The following is a 16,573-nucleotide window of genomic DNA, read 5'->3' as shown; positions in this document are numbered from 1 at the left end:
AACACGGCGGGCGGCGCGTCGTGGGTCTCGCTGCACCATGGCGGCGGTGTGGGCATGGGCTTTTCGCAGCACTCGGGCGTGGTGATCGTGGCGGACGGCACGCAGGCGGCGCATGAGCGTCTTGGCCGCGTGCTGCACAACGATCCGGCGACGGGCGTGATGCGCCACGCGGACGCTGGCTATGAACTCGCGCAGGAAACGGCGCGCGAGGCGGGCCTCAAGCTGCCGATGCTCGGCCGATGAGCGGCGCGAAAGCGGTAGGCGGTGCAGTGCAGGCCGCCAGGCTCACGCTGCTGCGTGGCGCGGCGCTCGTGGCGTCGCCCTGGAAGAACGGCGGCGGCGTCACGCGCGAAATCGCGGTGGCGCACGTGGCATCGCGTGCCGGCGCGTCACTCGACGCGTTCGCGTGGCGCGTTAGCGTGGCCGATGTCGCGCAAGCGGGGCCGTTCTCGCGTTTCGAGGGCGTGGATCGGACGTTGGTGCTGCTCGAAGGCGCGGGCATGCTGCTCGACGAAGCGGATCGCACGCATGTGCTCACGCAGCCCCTGGACGTCGCGCATTTCGCGGGAGAAGCCGCGATCGAGGCGCGCCTCGTGAACGGCGCCACGCGCGACTTCAATCTGATGGTGCGCCGCGATGCAGCGCGCGGAACGCTCGAAGTGTGGCGCGCAGACGAGCGGCGCAGCATGCATGCGCAAACGGTATTGCTCTACTGTGCGCAAGGCGCGAAGGATGTGCGCGTGGATGGCGAACGCCACGTGCGCCTCGAAGCGGGCGATACGCTGCGCATCGATACGCTCGACGCGCAATGCCCCTTGCACATCGAAACGCGCGGCGCGGGCGCCTTGCTCGCCGTGGCGCTGGATGTGCTGGACGCGCCACGGCAAGACACTACGGAAGCGGCATCGCGCGATGCTGTGCACACCTGATGAACCGCACTCTCTGGCAAAACCTCAACCTGTGCCCGCATGGCGATCCGGGCCACGTCGTCGAGAACGCGACGATTGCCGTGGAAGACGGCAAGATCGCGTGGCTCGGCGCCGCTGCAGAATTGCCCACGCAATTTACCGAGTGGCCGTGTGAGGATCTGGGCGGCGCCTGGGTCACGCCCGGTCTCGTGGATTGCCACACGCACCTCGTCTACGGCGGACAGCGCGCCGATGAATTCGCGCAGCGCCTTGCGGGCGTGAGCTACGAAGAAATCGCGCGGCAGGGCGGCGGCATCGTATCGACGGTGCGCGCCACGCGTGCGGCCGACGAAGCCTCGCTGTTCGCTCAGTCGGCAACGCGCCTCGAAGCGTTGCTTGCCGAAGGCGTAACGGCTGTCGAGATCAAATCGGGCTACGGCCTCGATCTGGCGAGCGAGCGCAAGATGCTGCGCGTCGCGCGTCAGCTTGGCGAGCGCTATCCGGTCACGGTGCGTACGACGTTTCTCGGCGCACATGCGTTGCCGCCCGAGTTCGTGGGCCGTGCCGACGACTATATCGACGAGGTGTGCGAACGCATGCTTCCCGCGCTCGCCGACGAGGGGCTCGTGGACGCCGTCGATGTGTTCTGCGAACGGATCGGCTTTTCGCTCGCGCAGAGCGAGCGCGTGTTCGAGGCGGCCGCGCGGCGCAAGCTCGCAGTCAAAATGCACGCCGAGCAGCTTTCCAATAGCGGCGGCGCGGCGCTCGCGGCGCGCTACGGCGCGCTGTCCGCCGACCATCTGGAGTTTCTCGACGAAGCGGGCGTCGCCGCCATGAAGGACGCGGGCACCGTGGCGGTGCTGCTGCCGGGCGCGTACTACTTCATCCGCGAAACGCAGCTTCCGCCGCTCGACCTGCTGCGGCGCTACGAGGTGCCGATCGCCATTTCGACCGACAGCAATCCGGGCACGTCGCCTGCCACCTCGTTGCTGCTCATGATGAACATGGCGACCACGCTGTTCCGCATGACCGTGCCCGAGGTGTTGCAGGGCGTGACGCGGCATGCCGCGCAGGCTTTCGGCGACGCCGGGCGTCATGGCACGCTCGCGGCTGGTCGTCCCGCGGACTTTGCCGTGTGGACGGTGCAGTCGCTTGCGGAACTGGCTTACTGGATCGGCCGTCCGCTCTGCGCACGAGTGGTGCGCGGCGGCGAGACTGTCTTTGAGCGTCGCGCATTTGAGCGTCGCGTTTGAGCGCTATTTTCACGCATGAATCACACCATCGAAACGAATCCGACTTCGCGCGCGCTCTTCGCCGGGCACGCCTGGTTGCCCGACGGCTGGCGCCGCAACGTGCTGCTCGAATGGGACGCTGCGGGAACGCTGCGCACCGTGACGCCCGATCTGGCGCAAGCGCCTCAAGGCGTCGCGCGGGCGCCGGGCCCGATCACGCCTGGCATGCCTAATCTTCATTCGCATGCGTTTCAGCGCGCCATGGCTGGCCTCACCGAATATCGCGCGAACCGCACCGACAGCTTCTGGAGCTGGCGCGACCTCATGTACCGCTTCGCCGCGCGCATCACGCCCGACGATCTCGGGGCGATTGCGCGCTGGCTCTACGTCGAGATGTTGAAAGCGGGCTACACCTCCGTGTGCGAATTCCACTACGTGCATCACGGCAAGGATGGCCAGCGGTATGCGAGCCCCGCCGAACTGGCGCAACGCGTGGTGGACGCAGCGAGCGTGACCGGCATCGGCATGACGATGCTGCCCGTGCTCTATCAATACAGCGGCTTCGGCGCGCAAGCGCCGCGCGACGATCAGCGCCGCTTCATCAACACACCGGAACAGTTGCTCGGCATCGTCGAGGCGTTGCGTGCGTGGCAGCCCGAGCACGGCGCGTTGCGCTACGGCGTAGCGCCACATTCGCTGCGCGCCGTTTCGCACGACTCGTTGCGCGCGCTGCTGGAAGGCCTGGACCGCAAGCTTCCGGGTGCGCCCGTGCATATCCACATCGCCGAGCAGACGGCCGAGGTCGAGGCCTGTATGGCGACAGAAGGCGCGCGGCCGGTGCAATGGCTCCTCGACCGGTTCGACGTGAACGCGCGCTGGTGCCTCGTCCATGCCACGCATATCGACGCGCGGGAGACCGCCGCGCTCGCACAGAGCGGTGCGATTGCGGGCCTGTGCCTCACGACCGAAGCGAATCTCGGCGATGGTATTTTCCCCACGCGCGAGTATCTCGATGCGGGCGGCGCGTTCGGCGTGGGCTCGGACAGTCATATCGGCGTGGACTGGCGCGCAGAGCTTCGCTTGCTCGAATACGGTCAGCGGCTCGTACGGCGCGAGCGCAATGTGTTGGCCGCGACGCATCAGGCACAAGTTGCCGACCGGCTGTTCGACGCAGCGCTTGCCGGCGGCGCTAGCGCTACAGGGCGCAAGGTCGGCGCATTGAAGGAAGGCGCGCGCGCCGACTGGATCGTGCTCGACGCGCAGCATCCGAACCTGGCCGAACAAAAGCCGCTCACGTGGCTCTCGTCGGTTGTCTTCTGCGAGCATGGCGAAACGCCGGTGCTCGACGTCTATACCGGCGGCGTCAAAGTGGTGGAAGCGCGCCGCCATCGCGACGAAGCGCGCCTTTACGCCGACTATCGCGCGGCGCTTGCCGGGCTGCTGGCTGATGATTGAACGCGGGCCTGAACGCACGCTCTGCTCACGAGACTACATTCCATGACCGATATCTTTTCACTGGAGCGCGGCACCGCGCCGCTCATCATTTCGATCCCTCATTTGGGCACGCACATTCCCGCTGCGATGCACGGCGAGTACACGGACGTGGCCCTGAGCGTCGCCGATACGGACTGGCATCTCGATCGCCTTTACGCGTTTGCGAAGGAGCTGGGCGCGACCGTGCTCGGCGCGCGCGTTTCGCGCTATGTGATCGACCTGAACCGGCCGCCGAACGACGAGAGCCTCTATCCCGGCCAGACCACCACGTCGCTGTGTCCAACCGAAACGTTTCGCGGCGAGCCCATCTACCGCGAAGGCTGCGTCCCCGACGCGTCGGCGCGCCAGCGTCGCGTGCAGACGTTCTGGCAGCCGTATCACGACACGCTCGCCGCTGAACTCAAGCGCCTGCGCTCGACGCACGCAAATGTGCTGCTGTGGGAGGCGCATTCGATCGCAAGCGTGCTGCCGCGCCTGTTCGAGAGCAAGCTGCCGGGTCTGAACATCGGCACCCAGGATGGGCGTACGGTGAATGCGGCGGTGCAGGCGCGCGCGGAACGCGCGGCGGCAGCAAGCGGCTATACGTGGATCGCGAACGGACGCTTCAAGGGCGGCTACATCACGCGCCATTTCGGCGCGCCGCAGGACGGCGTGCATGCGATCCAGCTGGAGATGTGCCAGTCCGTTTATATGAACGAAACGGCGCCGTTCGATTACGTGCCCGCGCTCGCGGAGAAAGTCCAGCCCGTGCTGCGCGGGATGGTGGGCGGCGCGCTTGAAGCCGTTGAGGCGATGAACGCGACTGCGGCGTGAGATTTCCCGGCGACCGTCAAGGCTGGGCTCGACGGTACGTCAGGGAACCATTTGCATATCGCCTGGCGCTTGCGGCGGCAGCTTGATAGAAAGGACTTTGAATTCGCCGCTGGTTGGCTCGGATCCCGCATGCACCGTCCCCTTCGGGATGATGATCAGGTCGCCAGGGTGAATCTGACGCTGCTCGTTTCCGAGCCAGAAAGTGCCGCTTCCCGAAATCACGTACTGGATCTCGTCAGAACCCCTATGCGTATGCTTGGGTACGTTACCGGTCTGCACTGCAACGGTCCCACTCGGCGTGACGACCAGACCCTTCGAGCGCAGGGTGCCCATGTTCGGAATCTGTGGGCCGAGATCGGCGTCGGTCATGGCCGCCAGGTCGACGATCTGCGCCGTCAACGGCACATCTGACGTTTGCGCTCGTGCTGGCGTACCCACATGGGATGCAAACATGCCGGCAACAAAGGCGACGGGCAACGCCGCCAGATAGATGGATTGACGCATCTTCTTTTCCTTTTGGCTTGAGTGGGACCATCGACGTACAGCGCGCTGAAGTGACCTGTCGTGCTGGATTGTCGCGCCGTCGAGCAGGCAGTTCGCAACCAGGGCAACACCGGAGTCCATCCACTCGGCGGCGCATGCCCCGAATAGTCGCCTCGGCCGCGCGCCAACACTCGTGTCCTGGCGTTATGAAAGCGCCGTCACACGCTTCTCCTCCCCGTCCCTCCACCGAATGGTGTTTTCCCCTAGCCGAAATCGGTTGCGGTCGAAAATCGGCTGCTCTACGATTTAATCAAATAGATTTTCAATGTGAAAATTTATTTGAAAGGTCTGGATCGAGAAGAGCAGGCGTGCCGCGTAAGCGGGATGGCAACTCAGGCGCTGGGTTAGCGCCGCCGATGGAAAGTCGCGACCTCACGCGTGGCACTTTCGTATACGCGCTCCATCTGTTCGAGGCAGGCCGTGGCAGCGGCGGCAGCGGACTGGACGCCCGAAGTCGCCTCGGCCATCTTGAGCAGCACGGCGCGGCGTAGCGCTGCGTAGTCTTCGCACACGCGTGCGCCTTCCGGTGTGGTCGAGTAGTAGACGCCGGTGCGCGCCGTGCCGTTTTTTTCTACGAGTCCGGACTTGATCAGCTTACGTAGTTCGTACTGCATATTAGCTACGTCTTGCCGGTTGGTCATATGCAGAAGGTCGCGAATGGTCTTGGGCCGTTCGTGCATGTAAATGACGTGCATCAGTGCGTTTTCCTGTCCGCTCAGCGTGGCACCGGTGACGGCGGCCATGCATTCGGACTGCCAGCGCGAAAACGACTGATCGAGCCGCATGACGGCGTATTCGAGGTCGGTGATCTCGACGCTGAAGTCGTCCGTCGCGAGGTGCCAGCGATGTTCGGACCTGGCGGTGTTTTTCGGGGTTCTGCGTGATTTTTCGGTCATTGCGGAATCGCGCGGTTGCGGCCTGTGCCGTCGACTGGGGTGGGAAAGGCGGGGCCGCCGCGAGGCAGCCCATCGTGTAGACAAATTTTACTGCGACAGGATTGATATGAGACGAATTCTGGACACCAGGGATTTCATTCTCGGCACATTCGCGACGAACTGCTCGGGCGGGATGTCGGTGACGAAGATCGGCGAGCGCTGGGAGAACTCCTGGGAGAACAACGAGAAACTCGCGGTGATGCTCGACGAAGCCGGCATCGATTTCATGCTGCCCATTGCGCGCTGGATCGGCTATGGCGGCGAGACGGATTTCCACGGCTCGGTGCTGGAAACGATGACGTGGGCGGCCGGTCTGCTCGCGAAGACGCGCGACCTCACGGTCTTCGCGACCGTCCACACGGCAGCCAACCATCCCGTGGTCGTGGCCAAGCAGATCGCCACGCTCGACCAGATCGGCGCGGGCCGCGCCGGCCTGAACATCGTGGCGGGCTGGAACCGCCCCGAATACGAAGCGCTCGGGCTGCCGCTCGCGGCTGGCCACGACAAGCGCTATGCGTATGCGCAGGAGTGGTTCGATGTGGTGCAGAAGATCTGGACCCACGAAGGCCCGTTCAACTGGGAAGGCGAGAATTTCCAGCTCAAGAATGTGTATGGCCTGCCGCGTCCGTGGAACGGCGAGCGTCCGCCTATCCTGAACGCAGCGGGCTCGGGCGAGGGACGCGCTTTCGCAATCGGCAATGCGAACTTCCTGTTCACGCCGGCGATCGATCTCGAGCGTTCGCGTACGGAAGTCGCCGAACTCAAGCAGAAAGCCGCATCAGCGAACAAGGCGGTGAACGTGCTGACGTTCTCGCACGTGGTCTGCCGCCCAACCGAGGAGGAGGCGCGTCAGTATCTACAGTACTTCGCGCAGGAGAACGCAGACTGGGGCGCGGTCGACAACCTCGTGGCGCTGCAGTTCGCGAATGCGCACTCGTTCCCGCACGACCTGCTGGCGCTGATCCGCGACCGCATGGCGGCGGGACACGGCGGCTACCCGCTCGTCGGCACGCCGCAGCAGGTCGCAGCGGGTCTGATTTCGCTCGCGGAAGCCGGATTCAAAGGCACGACGCTGTCGTTCGTGGACTATGTGCAGGAGTTCCCGTACTTTCGCGACACGGTGCTGCCCATCCTGGAGGCACACGGGTTGCGCAGCCCGCGTGAGACGCGCCGTGCGGCCTGACGACACGAACGACGCCACGCCGCTCTCCAGGCGCTTCGTGCAGGCCATGCGCGGGTTCGCCGGCGCGGTTTGCGTCGTGACGGTCGCGGACGGCGACGAGCGCAGCGGCTTTACGGCGACCTCGGTGTCCTCGTTTTCGGCGGAGCCGCCCATGGTGGTAGCGTCGCTCAAGGCGACGAGTTCGTCGGCGGGATTGCTGGCGCGAACGCGACGCTTCGGCGTGAACCTGCTGCGCGCGGAGCATCGCGCGATTGCCGAGCGTTTCACCGGCTTTCGCGGCGAGCAGGGCGCCGCGCGCTACGGCGACGACGAGTGGGTGCAGATGACGCCGGACGGTGCTCCGCTCCTCGGCGACAGCGTCGTCGCCATGGACTGCGAGGTGGAGGAAATGCTCGTGCGTCACGGGCATATCCTCATCATCGGTCGCGTGCGCGCACTCGCGCGCGATGAGTCCGCGCCAAGCCCGCTCGTCTACTGGCAAGGACAATACACGGCGCTTGCCGGGCCGCTCGCAGCAGCACGCTGAGGCTTCCGGCAGCACGATAGTGCGCGGGCGCTGCGCGAGCCGTCCTGCCGTGCGATTCCTGATCATGTTGAACGCGCAAGCGCGGTGGGTCGGCTCGCCACCACGTTTGCCGTCCGGCGCCCGCGCGGCCCGTTGTGTGCGATTGCAGAAGGGCCGATTTGCAGGGTTAACTATGATTTTGGAATTATTTAGATCTAAAATAAACTTGCCTCGTGCATGACGATGACGCGTCGTGCGCCACAGGAAGATTACGTAAAGGGACGGTCATGGCAGAGCGGTCGTTTGTCGAGGAAGTGAAGAAGCTGCGCCTCGGCGCAGGCGAGGTATTCAGCGGCGAGGGCATTCTCGCCGTGACCAAGGCGCTGCTGGAGTCGGGCGTGGCCTATGTGGCCGGCTATCAGGGCGCGCCGATCTCGCACCTCATGGACGTGCTGGCCGACGCCCAGGACATCCTCAGCGACCACGGCATCCGTTTCGAGAACAGCGCGAGCGAAGCAACGGCAGCCGCCTCGCTCGCCGCCTCGGTCAACTATCCGCTGCGCGGCGCGGTCACGTTCAAGGCGACGGTAGGCACCAACGTGGCATCGGACGCGCTGGCCAATCTCGCCTCGGGCGGCGTGACGGGTGGCGCGCTGATCATCGTCGGCGAGGACTATGGCGAAGGCTCGTCGATCATGCAGGAGCGCAGTCACGCCTTCGCGATGAAGTCGCAGATCTGGCTGCTCGATCCGCGCCCGAATCTGCCCTGCATCGTGCAGGCGGTCAAGGATGGCTTCGATCTTTCCGAGGCGAGCAACACGCCGGTCATGCTGCAATTGCGCATTCGCGCATGCCACGTACACGGCCAGTTCGTTGCTTCGGACAACAAACGTTCAGCGTTCACCATCAAGGACGCCCTCGAAAATCCAGCACGCGACGTCAACCGAATCGTGCTGCCGCCCGCGAGCTTCCTGCACGAGCGCGAGAAGATCCATGAGCGCTGGCCGGCTGCCGTGAAATTCATCGAGTCGCGCGGGCTCAACGAATTCTTCGGAGACGACGCCCACGATATCGGCATCGCGGTACAGGGCGGCAGCTACAACACCGTGTTGCGCGCGCTCGAACGGCTGGGTCTCGCCGACGTCTATGGCGAATCGCCGATTCCGCTTTACGTCATGAACGTCGCGTACCCACTCATCGACTCCGAATGGGAGCGCTTTTGCGCGGACAAGCGCGCGGTGCTCGTGATCGAAGAGGGGCAGCCGAACTTCGTTGAACAGAACGCGGGTGCGATTCTTCGCCAGTGCGGCGTGCAGGCGGCGCTGCACGGCAAGGACATCCTGCCGCTTGCGGGCGAGTACAACACGGCGACCGTGGTAAAGGGCTTGCGCACTTTCTTCGAGCGATACGGCGTGCTCCAGCCCCAGCCTGCGCCGCGCAAGGTGATTTCGGTGCTGGCCGTGCCGGCGTCTCCCGCAACGCGGAGCGTGACAGAAGCCGCGCAGCCCGTCGCCGATGCATTGCCCGTGCTCGATGACCACGTGCACGCGCGGCCACCTGGCTTTTGCACGGGCTGTCCCGAGCGGCCGATCTTCACGGCGATGAAACTGCTGGAGCGCGAGATCGGCCCGCATCACGTGAGCGCCGACATCGGTTGCCACCTGTTCTCGATTCTGCCGCCGTTCAATCTCGGCGCGACGACGATGGGCTACGGCCTCGGCAGCGCGAGCGCGGCTGCGCTGAACGCGCCCGCGGCCAAGCGCGCGATTTCGATCATGGGCGATGGCGGTTTCTGGCACAACGGCCTTACGAGCGGCATCGCCAACGCGGTATTCAACAAGAGCGACAACCTGACCGTCGTCGTCGATAACAGCTACACGTCGGCGACGGGCGGCCAGGACATCCTCTCCTCGACGGCGCTCAACCCGACGCGCAGCACGGGACACGAGATCGAAGAAGCGGTGCGCGGTGTTGGCGTGAAATGGGTCAAGACAGTGCGCCGCACCTATGACCTGAAAGCCATGAAAGCCACGCTCAAGGAAGCGCTCACGACGGCCACGAAAGGCCCGAAAGTGCTGATCGCGCAAAGCGAGTGCATGCTCAACAAGCAGCGCCGCGAGAAGCCGAAGCAGCGCAAGGCGATTGCAGCTGGCGAGCGCGTGGTGCGCGAGCGCTTCGGCGTCGATTCCGATACGTGCACGGGCGATCATTCGTGTATTCGCCTCTCGGGGTGCCCTTCGCTGTCGATCAAGCCCAACCCCGACCCGCTGCGCACCGATCCGGTGGCGAGCGTGCTCGACAGTTGCGTGGGCTGCGGTCTGTGCGGCGAGGTCTCGCATGCGGCGGTACTGTGCCCATCTTTCTATCGTGCGCAGATCGTCAGCAATCCTACCCGTATGGACAAACTGCGCCAGCGCGCACGAGACACGGTGATCGGCTGGCTGCAACGCCGTGGGGCACAGCGCCGCGCGCGCTATGCATTCTGATTCAGGAAATACACGATGAAAGCACAACCGATCAAGATCGCGATTCTCGCCATGGGCGGCGAGGGCGGCGGCGTGCTGGCCGACTGGATCGTCGACCTTGGCGAACACAACGGCTACCGCGCCCAGACCACCTCGGTTCCGGGTGTTGCACAGCGCACTGGCGCCACGATTTACTACGTCGAGTTGTTCCCGCTCGAATCAGGCGAAAGCCGTGCACCCGTGCTCGCACTGATGCCATTGCCAGGCGATGTGGACGTGGTGCTCGCCTCGGAGCTGATGGAAGCGGGGCGTGCGGTGCAGCGCGGCCTCGTGACTCCGGAGCGCACGACGCTCGTCTCTTCCACGCATCGCGTCTACTCGATTGCCGAAAAGGCCGCGATGGGCGACGGCCGCGTAGATAGCGAAGCGCTGATCGCGCACGCGAGCCGGGCCGCGAAGCGATACGTGCGCTTCGACATGGCCGAGGCCGCGCAAGCGAGCGGCAGCGTGATCAGCGCCGTGCTGTTCGGCGCGCTGGCGGGCACCGGCGTGCTCCCATTCAGCCGCCGCCAGTTCGAAGAGACGATCGAGCGCGGCGGCGTGGGCGTGAAGCCGAGCCTGCGCGCGTTTGGGCTTGCCTTCGACCGCGCAGGCGCGCAGGAAGCCGCCGAGACGGCGAGCGCGCCGGTCGACCTCAAGCCCGCGCCGCGCGATGCCGTGGTGGCTCGGCTCGTCGAGCGCACACGGAAGGAATTGCCGACTGCGGTTCAGTCGATCGTACTCGAAGGCGTACGTCGCCTGATCGACTATCAGGACCCCGCCTATGCGAGCCTGTATCTGGACCGTCTCGCCATGCTGCGCGCTGCTTTGCCGGCCACTGAGACCGTGCTGTTGCGCGAGAGCGCGCGTTACCTCGCGCTCTGGATGTCGTATGAAGACACGATACGCGTCGCGGACCTGAAGACGCGCGGCGCGCGTTTCGAGCGCGTGCGCAGCGAAGTGCAGGCGCAGACGGACCAGCTGTTGGCGATCAACGAATTCATGCATCCGCGCATCGAGGAAATCTGCGAGACGCTGCCCGCCGGTTTCGGTCGCTGGCTCGCACGGCCGCATTGGGTCCATCGGCTCGTGCGGCGTTGCACGCAGTCGGGGCGCGTCGTCAAGACCAGTTCGCTGAGGGGCTATCTGATGCTCTATGCCGTCGCGAGCCTGCGCGGTATGCGCCGCCGCACGCTGCGCTACGAACTGGAAAATGCGCGTATCGAAGCGTGGCTGGTTCAGATTGTCGGGACTGCAAAACTCAATCCGGCGCTCGCCACCGAAGTCGCGCAATGCCAGCGGCTCGTGAAGGGCTATAGCGATACGCACGCACGCGGACTGAAGAACTACCAGACGCTCATGGCGGCGGTACAGAAGGCCGGCGCGCGACTCGCGCCGGCGACATTGCGCGAGCTGCGCGATGCAGCGCTGGCCGACGAGCACGGCCACAAGTTGAACGCGGCGCTCGTGCGTCACGCACTGGCTTGAGCGGCCAACGAGCATGGATGGAGCCAAAGGCATGACCCAACACACATTCGAACGCAAACACAAGATCCATTTTTCCGAGTGCGATCCCGCCGGCATTGTGTTTTATCCGCAGTATTTCGTGCTGTTCAACGACCTGATTGAATCGTGGATCGACGAGCTGTTGCCCGAGGGCTACCACGGTGTGATCGGCGCGCGCCGCGTGGGCATGCCGACCGTGCATCTGGAAGTGGATTTCAAGGCGATCAGCAAGATGGGCGAAGAGGTCCGGCTGTCGCTCGACGTCGAGCGCATCGGGGGAAAGTCGCTCACGCTCGCGTGGGCCTGCACGGGCGAGGATGGCGTGGTGCGCATGGCGGCGCGTCAGACCATCGTGACGACTTCGCTCGACACACACGAGTCGATCGCGATTCCCGAAGCACTGCGCGCCGCAATCGAGCAGGCCGCAGCGTCGCACAAGGACTGAACAACGAGCGTCGGCTTCAAGACACGGTGCACAAAGGTCTGCGATGTGAAGCCGCTGCGCCGCGCGGACGGCAGCGCGCTCGACGCCTGGATAGTGACCGGCGAGTTTGTCGGCGTGCACATTGCCCGCGCGTTGTCAGGCGAGGAGGGCTATGCGACGACGGTCGCACGCCCGATCATGCGCGGCGGCGGTCCGGCCGACTACTTCGAGATTGGCGAGGCGGCGAAGTTCAGGATGCGCAGGCCGAAAGCCGCATGAAGCTGAACCCGCTGTGCGCGGATCAGGCCGGCGGCCGATGCAGATCGAGGAGCAGACGCAAGGTGGCCTTGAGTTCTTCGGCCTTCGCGTTGCCGAGCGGCGCCAGCACGCGCTCTTCGTGCGCTCTGGCCTGCTTGATGAGTGCGGAAACGAGCTTTTGACCTTGCGGCGTGATGCGTACGAGTGTAATGCGGCGGTCGGTTTCATGCGGGATGCGCTTCACGTAGCCCTGTGCTTCCATGCGATCGAGCAGGCGCGTGACGGTGGGCTGCTTCGTGACGGAGACCTGGGCGAGCTGGCCAATGCTGATCGCCTTGCCCTCTGAGAGCGTGGACAGCACGCGCCAGTCGGACACTTCGAAGCCGGCCGCCTGGACGATCACATGGAACTCGCCGGAGATCAGCTGACTGACTTGCGCGAGCAGCGCAGGCGTGTAGTTATCGACAAAACCGCTGACGGGAGAATGACTCATACGTGGAAAACGCCTGCAATCGATAGGGCTGCAATCGGGCTGTGCCGTTGAAACGCAAACATACCATGCTGGCGCATCCGCCCCCTTCAAAGGCACAGGCGGAAAGGGAAAAGGGTTAATCATGATTATGGATTGATTTGGACCTAAAGATAATCAGATGCAAACGGCAACCCGGCAGGGCGTGACACGCGCCACGGCGAACCGCAGCGCATTCATTGACGATTGAACCAGGAACGGAGCACAACATGACGAGCAGTCTGGAGCAACTGACCATCGATCTGGCGAGCGGCCGCGTGCGCGTCGTGGACCTGACGCAAACGCTGTCGCCGGAATTCCCGGCCCTGCAACTGCCGCCGCAGTTCGGCCAGGTCTGGGCGTTCAAGATGGAAAGGATTAGTCAGTACGACGAACAAGGTCCGGGTTGGTACTGGAACAACTTCTCGTGCGGCGAACATACCGGCACGCACTTCGACGCGCCTGTGCACTGGGTGACGGGTAAAGATCACGCGCGGAATTCCGTGGACACCATCGACGTGAAAAACTTCGTTGCGCCGGCTGTTGTACTCGATGCAAGCGCGGAGGTCTCCGCGAATCCGGACTGGCTGTTGAGCGTCGCATTTCTCGAAGCGTGGGAGACGAAGCACGGCCGCATTCCGGCTGGCGCGTGGGTTCTCCTGCGTTCGGACTGGTCGAAGCGCACAGATTCCGCCGCCTTCCTGAACCTGCGTGAGGACGGCGCACACACGCCCGGCCCGACGCAGGAGGCGGTGGAATGGCTCATACACGAGCGGAAGGTTCACGGCTTTGGTGTCGAGACGATCAATACCGATGCGGGGCAGTCTTACGCGTGGCCCGTGCCGTATCCGTGCCACACGCTGATGCACGGCTCGAACCGCTATGGCCTGCAGTGCCTGAAAAATCTCGATCAACTGCCGGCCACGGGGGCGGTCATCGTGGCCGCGCCGCTGAAGATCCAGGGGGGATCGGGCAGCCCGCTGCGCGTACTCGCACTCGTGCAGGAATAAGCGGCGGTGTGCGCTCCGCAACGTAGCGGAGCGCATCTTGCCAAATCGCCGAAGCGAGATCGTGCATTGATTATTACGTATTACGAATCAAATTTGAGGGTGGAGATCGTCAATGAAGAAAACATACGCGCTTGCTGCAGCCATCGGCCTTGCAGCCCCGCTTGCGCATGCGCAGAGCAGCGTCAGCATCTTCGGCCTGCTCGATGCGGGCGTGTCGTACATCAGCAATCAGGGTGGCAAGTCGAATTGGCAAATGGCGGACGGCATTGCCGTGCCCAATCTTTTCGGCTTTCAGGGCACGGAAGATCTGGGCGGCGGATTGAAGGCAAAGTTTCGGCTCGTCAACCAGTTTTCGCTGGGCAACGGCTCGATCATCGCCTCGCCCAGCAATAGCTCGATCACGAGCGGCGGTTTGTTCGCCCGCGAGGCATGGGTGGGGCTGTCGAGCGACCGCTATGGCAGCCTGACGATGGGCCGTCAGCAGGACTTCATGGTCGACACGCTGCTCTCCGAGGTGGGCGCGGATTCCGCGCTCTACGTGGGCGGCCTCTACAATTTCCGCGACGGCCCGTTTGCCGGTCTCGCCTTGCCGGATTCGCCGCCGAACGAGGCCTACGACTTCGACCATATGAACGGCGCCGAGGCGATCTCGAACTCGGTGAAGTACACGTCGGCCGACTATAGCGGCCTGAAGTTTGGCGGCCTATATGCATTTGGCGGCGCCGCGGGCGACTTCAGCCAGAACAGCGCGTCGAGCTATGGCGTGAGCTATGCGCGGGGGCCGCTCGCCGTGGGCGCCGCCTATACGAACGTGAAATACGCCGTGCTCGAAGGCGACAGCATCCGCAACTGGGGCGCTGGCGCACGCTATGCGCTGGGCGACGCGCTGCTCACGCTGCTCTATACCAACACGCACAACACCCACAACGGAGCGGGCGTCGAGATGGTGGAGGCGGGCAGTACGTACCGCGTGACGCCGGCCTTCGGGCTCGGCGCCAACTACATGTATATGTGGGGCAACGCGGGCGTCGACAATAACCACGCACACCAGGTGAATGCCGTGGCGCAGTACAGCCTCTCCAAGCGCGCGATGGTCTATGCGGAAACCTCATTCCAGATCGCGAACGAGGGGGCGAACGCGGCCATCTGCGGCACGTTTGGTCCGTCAAGCAGCAATCATCAGTTTGTGGGGCGGGTAGGCATCCAGACGAAATTCTGATCGAGCCATCGTTACTCCTGCTCGACCGGCAGGATCAGGCGTTCCGGAATGACCGCCGGCGTGAGGCGCATGGTCACGTAGTAGAGCGCGCCCGGCACGATCAGGCCGAGAATCCACGAGATGTCGGTGCCGCCGAGTGCGTCGACGAAGGGGCCCGTATAGAAGCTCGTCGAGATGAACGGCATTTGTACGAGCACGCCGAGCAAGTAGATGCCGATAGCTTTGGCGTTCCAGCGGCCGTAACGGCCATCGGGGTTCGAGAGCGCGGGCACGTCGTAACGCGAGCGCGTGAAGCAGTAGAAGTCCACCAGGTTGATCGCGCTCCACGGTGTGAAGAACGCGAGCAGAAACAGGATGAACGCCGTGAATTCCTTGAGAAACGAGTGACGGCCCGCGAGCGCGACGAGCGTCGAGATGCCCACCATGCCGATGATGTAGACGAAACGGTGGCGTGTGGAGATCGCGCGCTTCGCGCGAAACGCGCTCACGATTGTCGCCATCGACATGAAGCTGCCGTAGGCGTTCAGCGTGGTGACGGTGAGCTTGCCGAAGGCGATGCTGAAATAAAGCATCGCGGCGACCGCGCCGCTCGCGCCAAGGCTCACGATATACGCCACCTCATGGTGCGCGAACGCGTGGCCCGCGAGCGCGGCCGCAAACACGCCGAACACCATCGCTGCCTGCGCCCCGATCACCGAGCCGAGCCCGACGGCGAGGAACGTGCGCACGGGCGAAGTCGAGCGCGGCAGATAGCGCGAATAGTCGGCAACGTAGGGGCCGAATGCGATCTGCCACGAAGCCGAAAGCGACATGGAAAGCAGGAAGCTGGCGATCGAGAAGTGGCGGTTTGCCAGCAGCGCGCCGACGTCGTGGTGTGTGAAGAGCTGCGCGAACATGAACACGAACGCGAGTACACCGATCACGCTGGCAATGCGGCCGACGAAGTGAATCGAGCGATAGCCGAGCAGCGTCAGCACGACGATGAGCGCCGCGAAAAGACAGATGCCCGAAGTATCGGAAACGTTGAGCAATTGCGCCGTGGCCTGGCCGGCGAGCACCGTGCCGCTCGCGGAAAAGCCGACATACATGATGCAAACGAGCACGATCGGTATGGCCGCACCGTAGACGCCGAACTGCACGCGACTGGAAATCATCTGCGGCAGGCCGAGTTGCGGGCCTTGCGCGCCGTGCAGCGCCATGACCGTGCCGCCGATGAGTTGTCCCGCCAATAGCGCGATCAACGACCAGAAGACGTCGCCGCCAAGCACGACGGCCAACGCGCCGGTAATGATCGCCGTGACCTGCAGGTTGGCGGAAAGCCAGAGCGTGAACTGGCTGAAGAGGCTGCCGTGGCGTTCCGCGTCGGGAATGTAATCGATCGAGCGCGTTTCCAGGATCTTGCGGCCATCGGTTTCGAGGTTGGCGACGGATTCAGGCATGGCCACGGACGGCTCCGAACGTTGGGGTGAGTGCATGGCGCCCGCGGATCGCGGACGACGGGAATGTCCGCATGATGTTGTATAGACAACAT

The 16,573-nt window shown here is 64.3% G+C and carries 16 protein-coding genes and 1 pseudogene; 13 read left to right on the top strand and 4 right to left on the bottom strand.

Annotated features, from left to right (window positions below; all coding sequences use genetic code 11):
* The 5 genes and pseudogenes from M3I54_RS28230 to hutG form a co-directional block, all read left to right on the top strand.
* Positions 1 to 243: pseudogene (locus tag M3I54_RS28230) on the top strand (urocanate hydratase); the annotation flags it as partial.
* The gene (locus M3I54_RS28225; RefSeq protein ID WP_254341952.1) at positions 240 to 929 is read left to right on the top strand and encodes a HutD family protein; all 690 of its coding nucleotides are present in this window, start codon (positions 240 to 242) and stop codon (positions 927 to 929) included. The pseudogene M3I54_RS28230 and the gene M3I54_RS28225, both read left to right, overlap by 4 nt.
* On the top strand, positions 929 to 2,161 hold the full coding sequence (gene hutI / locus M3I54_RS28220) for an imidazolonepropionase (protein ID WP_254341951.1): 1,233 nt from the start codon (positions 929 to 931) through the stop codon (positions 2,159 to 2,161). Before M3I54_RS28225 ends, hutI begins: the two co-directional genes overlap by 1 nt.
* Before the next feature lie 15 nt (positions 2,162 to 2,176).
* Complete coding sequence (locus M3I54_RS28215) at positions 2,177 to 3,595, top strand: formimidoylglutamate deiminase (RefSeq protein WP_254341950.1); 1,419 nt, start codon at positions 2,177 to 2,179, stop codon at positions 3,593 to 3,595.
* Positions 3,596 to 3,637: 42 nt separating this feature from the next.
* The gene (gene hutG, locus M3I54_RS28210) at positions 3,638 to 4,447 is read left to right on the top strand and encodes an N-formylglutamate deformylase (RefSeq protein WP_254341949.1); all 810 of its coding nucleotides are present in this window, start codon (positions 3,638 to 3,640) and stop codon (positions 4,445 to 4,447) included.
* Positions 4,448 to 4,486: 39 nt separating this feature from the next.
* On the opposite strand, the gene M3I54_RS28205 is transcribed toward hutG, so the two are convergent.
* Together M3I54_RS28205 and M3I54_RS28200 are read right to left on the bottom strand one after the other, a co-directional pair.
* A complete protein-coding gene (locus M3I54_RS28205; RefSeq protein ID WP_254341948.1) occupies positions 4,487 to 4,951 on the bottom strand; it encodes a cupin domain-containing protein in 465 nt (154 codons plus the stop codon).
* 383 nt (positions 4,952 to 5,334) lie between these two features.
* Positions 5,335 to 5,886 carry a winged helix DNA-binding protein gene (locus tag M3I54_RS28200; protein ID WP_254341947.1) on the bottom strand — a complete coding sequence of 184 codons (552 nt, stop codon included), beginning with the start codon at positions 5,884 to 5,886 and terminating at the stop codon, positions 5,335 to 5,337.
* A 106-nt stretch (positions 5,887 to 5,992) separates the two neighbouring features.
* On the opposite strand from M3I54_RS28200, the gene M3I54_RS28195 reads away from it, so the two are divergent.
* The 6 genes from M3I54_RS28195 to M3I54_RS28170 all read left to right on the top strand — a co-directional run bounded on the left by M3I54_RS28195 (position 5,993) and on the right by M3I54_RS28170 (position 12,326).
* Complete coding sequence (locus M3I54_RS28195) at positions 5,993 to 7,108, top strand: LLM class flavin-dependent oxidoreductase (RefSeq protein WP_254341946.1); 1,116 nt, start codon at positions 5,993 to 5,995, stop codon at positions 7,106 to 7,108.
* Positions 7,086 to 7,634 (top strand): flavin reductase family protein, encoded by a 549-nt coding sequence (locus tag M3I54_RS28190; protein ID WP_254341945.1) that lies wholly within the window; start codon positions 7,086 to 7,088, stop codon positions 7,632 to 7,634. Before M3I54_RS28195 ends, M3I54_RS28190 begins: the two co-directional genes overlap by 23 nt.
* Positions 7,635 to 7,900: 266 nt before the next feature.
* Entirely contained in the window at positions 7,901 to 10,099 is a 2,199-nt protein-coding gene (locus M3I54_RS28185; RefSeq protein ID WP_254341944.1) for an indolepyruvate ferredoxin oxidoreductase subunit alpha, read from the top strand.
* A gap of 15 nt (positions 10,100 to 10,114) precedes the next feature.
* A complete protein-coding gene (locus M3I54_RS28180) occupies positions 10,115 to 11,605 on the top strand; it encodes an indolepyruvate oxidoreductase subunit beta family protein (RefSeq protein ID WP_254341943.1) in 1,491 nt (496 codons plus the stop codon).
* 31 nt (positions 11,606 to 11,636) lie between these two features.
* Positions 11,637 to 12,068, top strand: a complete 432-nt coding sequence (locus M3I54_RS28175) for a thioesterase family protein (RefSeq protein WP_254341942.1) — start codon at positions 11,637 to 11,639, stop codon at positions 12,066 to 12,068.
* Positions 12,069 to 12,113: 45 nt separating this feature from the next.
* The gene (locus tag M3I54_RS28170; protein ID WP_254341941.1) at positions 12,114 to 12,326 is read left to right on the top strand and encodes a hypothetical protein; all 213 of its coding nucleotides are present in this window, start codon (positions 12,114 to 12,116) and stop codon (positions 12,324 to 12,326) included.
* Positions 12,327 to 12,348: 22 nt separating this feature from the next.
* Here the strand turns inward: M3I54_RS28170 and M3I54_RS28165 are convergent, their stop codons facing one another.
* On the bottom strand, positions 12,349 to 12,798 hold the full coding sequence (locus M3I54_RS28165) for a MarR family winged helix-turn-helix transcriptional regulator (protein ID WP_254341940.1): 450 nt from the start codon (positions 12,796 to 12,798) through the stop codon (positions 12,349 to 12,351).
* A 245-nt stretch (positions 12,799 to 13,043) separates the two neighbouring features.
* Here M3I54_RS28165 and M3I54_RS28160 point away from each other — a divergent pair, with 245 nt between their 5' ends.
* Together M3I54_RS28160 and M3I54_RS28155 are read left to right on the top strand one after the other, a co-directional pair.
* Complete coding sequence (locus tag M3I54_RS28160; RefSeq protein WP_254341939.1) at positions 13,044 to 13,823, top strand: cyclase family protein; 780 nt, start codon at positions 13,044 to 13,046, stop codon at positions 13,821 to 13,823.
* Positions 13,824 to 13,935: 112 nt separating this feature from the next.
* Positions 13,936 to 15,042, top strand: a complete 1,107-nt coding sequence (locus M3I54_RS28155) for a porin (RefSeq protein ID WP_254341938.1) — start codon at positions 13,936 to 13,938, stop codon at positions 15,040 to 15,042.
* An 11-nt stretch (positions 15,043 to 15,053) separates the two neighbouring features.
* On the opposite strand, the gene M3I54_RS28150 is transcribed toward M3I54_RS28155, so the two are convergent.
* Positions 15,054 to 16,481 (bottom strand): cytosine permease, encoded by a 1,428-nt coding sequence (locus tag M3I54_RS28150; RefSeq protein WP_254341937.1) that lies wholly within the window; start codon positions 16,479 to 16,481, stop codon positions 15,054 to 15,056.
* Positions 16,482 to 16,573 lie beyond the last annotated feature (92 nt).

This window comes from Paraburkholderia sp. CNPSo 3274 (assembly GCF_024206475.1).
Taxonomy (GTDB): Bacteria; Pseudomonadota; Gammaproteobacteria; order Burkholderiales; family Burkholderiaceae; genus Paraburkholderia.
This window is presented reverse-complemented; position numbering and strand designations above follow the sequence as displayed.

Bases quoted from the DNA above. Each gene is read 5' to 3' on its own strand.
- M3I54_RS28225 (WP_254341952.1), top strand. From the start codon at position 240: ATGAGCGGCGCGAAAGCGGTAGGCGGTGCAGTGCAGGCCGCCAGGCTC.
- hutI (WP_254341951.1), top strand. From the start codon at position 929: ATGAACCGCACTCTCTGGCAAAACCTCAACCTGTGCCCGCATGGCGAT.
- M3I54_RS28215 (WP_254341950.1), top strand. From the start codon at position 2,177: ATGAATCACACCATCGAAACGAATCCGACTTCGCGCGCGCTCTTCGCC.
- hutG (WP_254341949.1), top strand. From the start codon at position 3,638: ATGACCGATATCTTTTCACTGGAGCGCGGCACCGCGCCGCTCATCATT.
- M3I54_RS28205 (WP_254341948.1), bottom strand. From the start codon at position 4,951: ATGCGTCAATCCATCTATCTGGCGGCGTTGCCCGTCGCCTTTGTTGCC.
- M3I54_RS28200 (WP_254341947.1), bottom strand. From the start codon at position 5,886: ATGACCGAAAAATCACGCAGAACCCCGAAAAACACCGCCAGGTCCGAA.
- M3I54_RS28195 (WP_254341946.1), top strand. From the start codon at position 5,993: ATGAGACGAATTCTGGACACCAGGGATTTCATTCTCGGCACATTCGCG.
- M3I54_RS28185 (WP_254341944.1), top strand. From the start codon at position 7,901: ATGGCAGAGCGGTCGTTTGTCGAGGAAGTGAAGAAGCTGCGCCTCGGC.
- M3I54_RS28180 (WP_254341943.1), top strand. From the start codon at position 10,115: ATGAAAGCACAACCGATCAAGATCGCGATTCTCGCCATGGGCGGCGAG.
- M3I54_RS28175 (WP_254341942.1), top strand. From the start codon at position 11,637: ATGACCCAACACACATTCGAACGCAAACACAAGATCCATTTTTCCGAG.
- M3I54_RS28165 (WP_254341940.1), bottom strand. From the start codon at position 12,798: ATGAGTCATTCTCCCGTCAGCGGTTTTGTCGATAACTACACGCCTGCG.
- M3I54_RS28160 (WP_254341939.1), top strand. From the start codon at position 13,044: ATGACGAGCAGTCTGGAGCAACTGACCATCGATCTGGCGAGCGGCCGC.
- M3I54_RS28155 (WP_254341938.1), top strand. From the start codon at position 13,936: ATGAAGAAAACATACGCGCTTGCTGCAGCCATCGGCCTTGCAGCCCCG.
- M3I54_RS28150 (WP_254341937.1), bottom strand. From the start codon at position 16,481: ATGCCTGAATCCGTCGCCAACCTCGAAACCGATGGCCGCAAGATCCTG.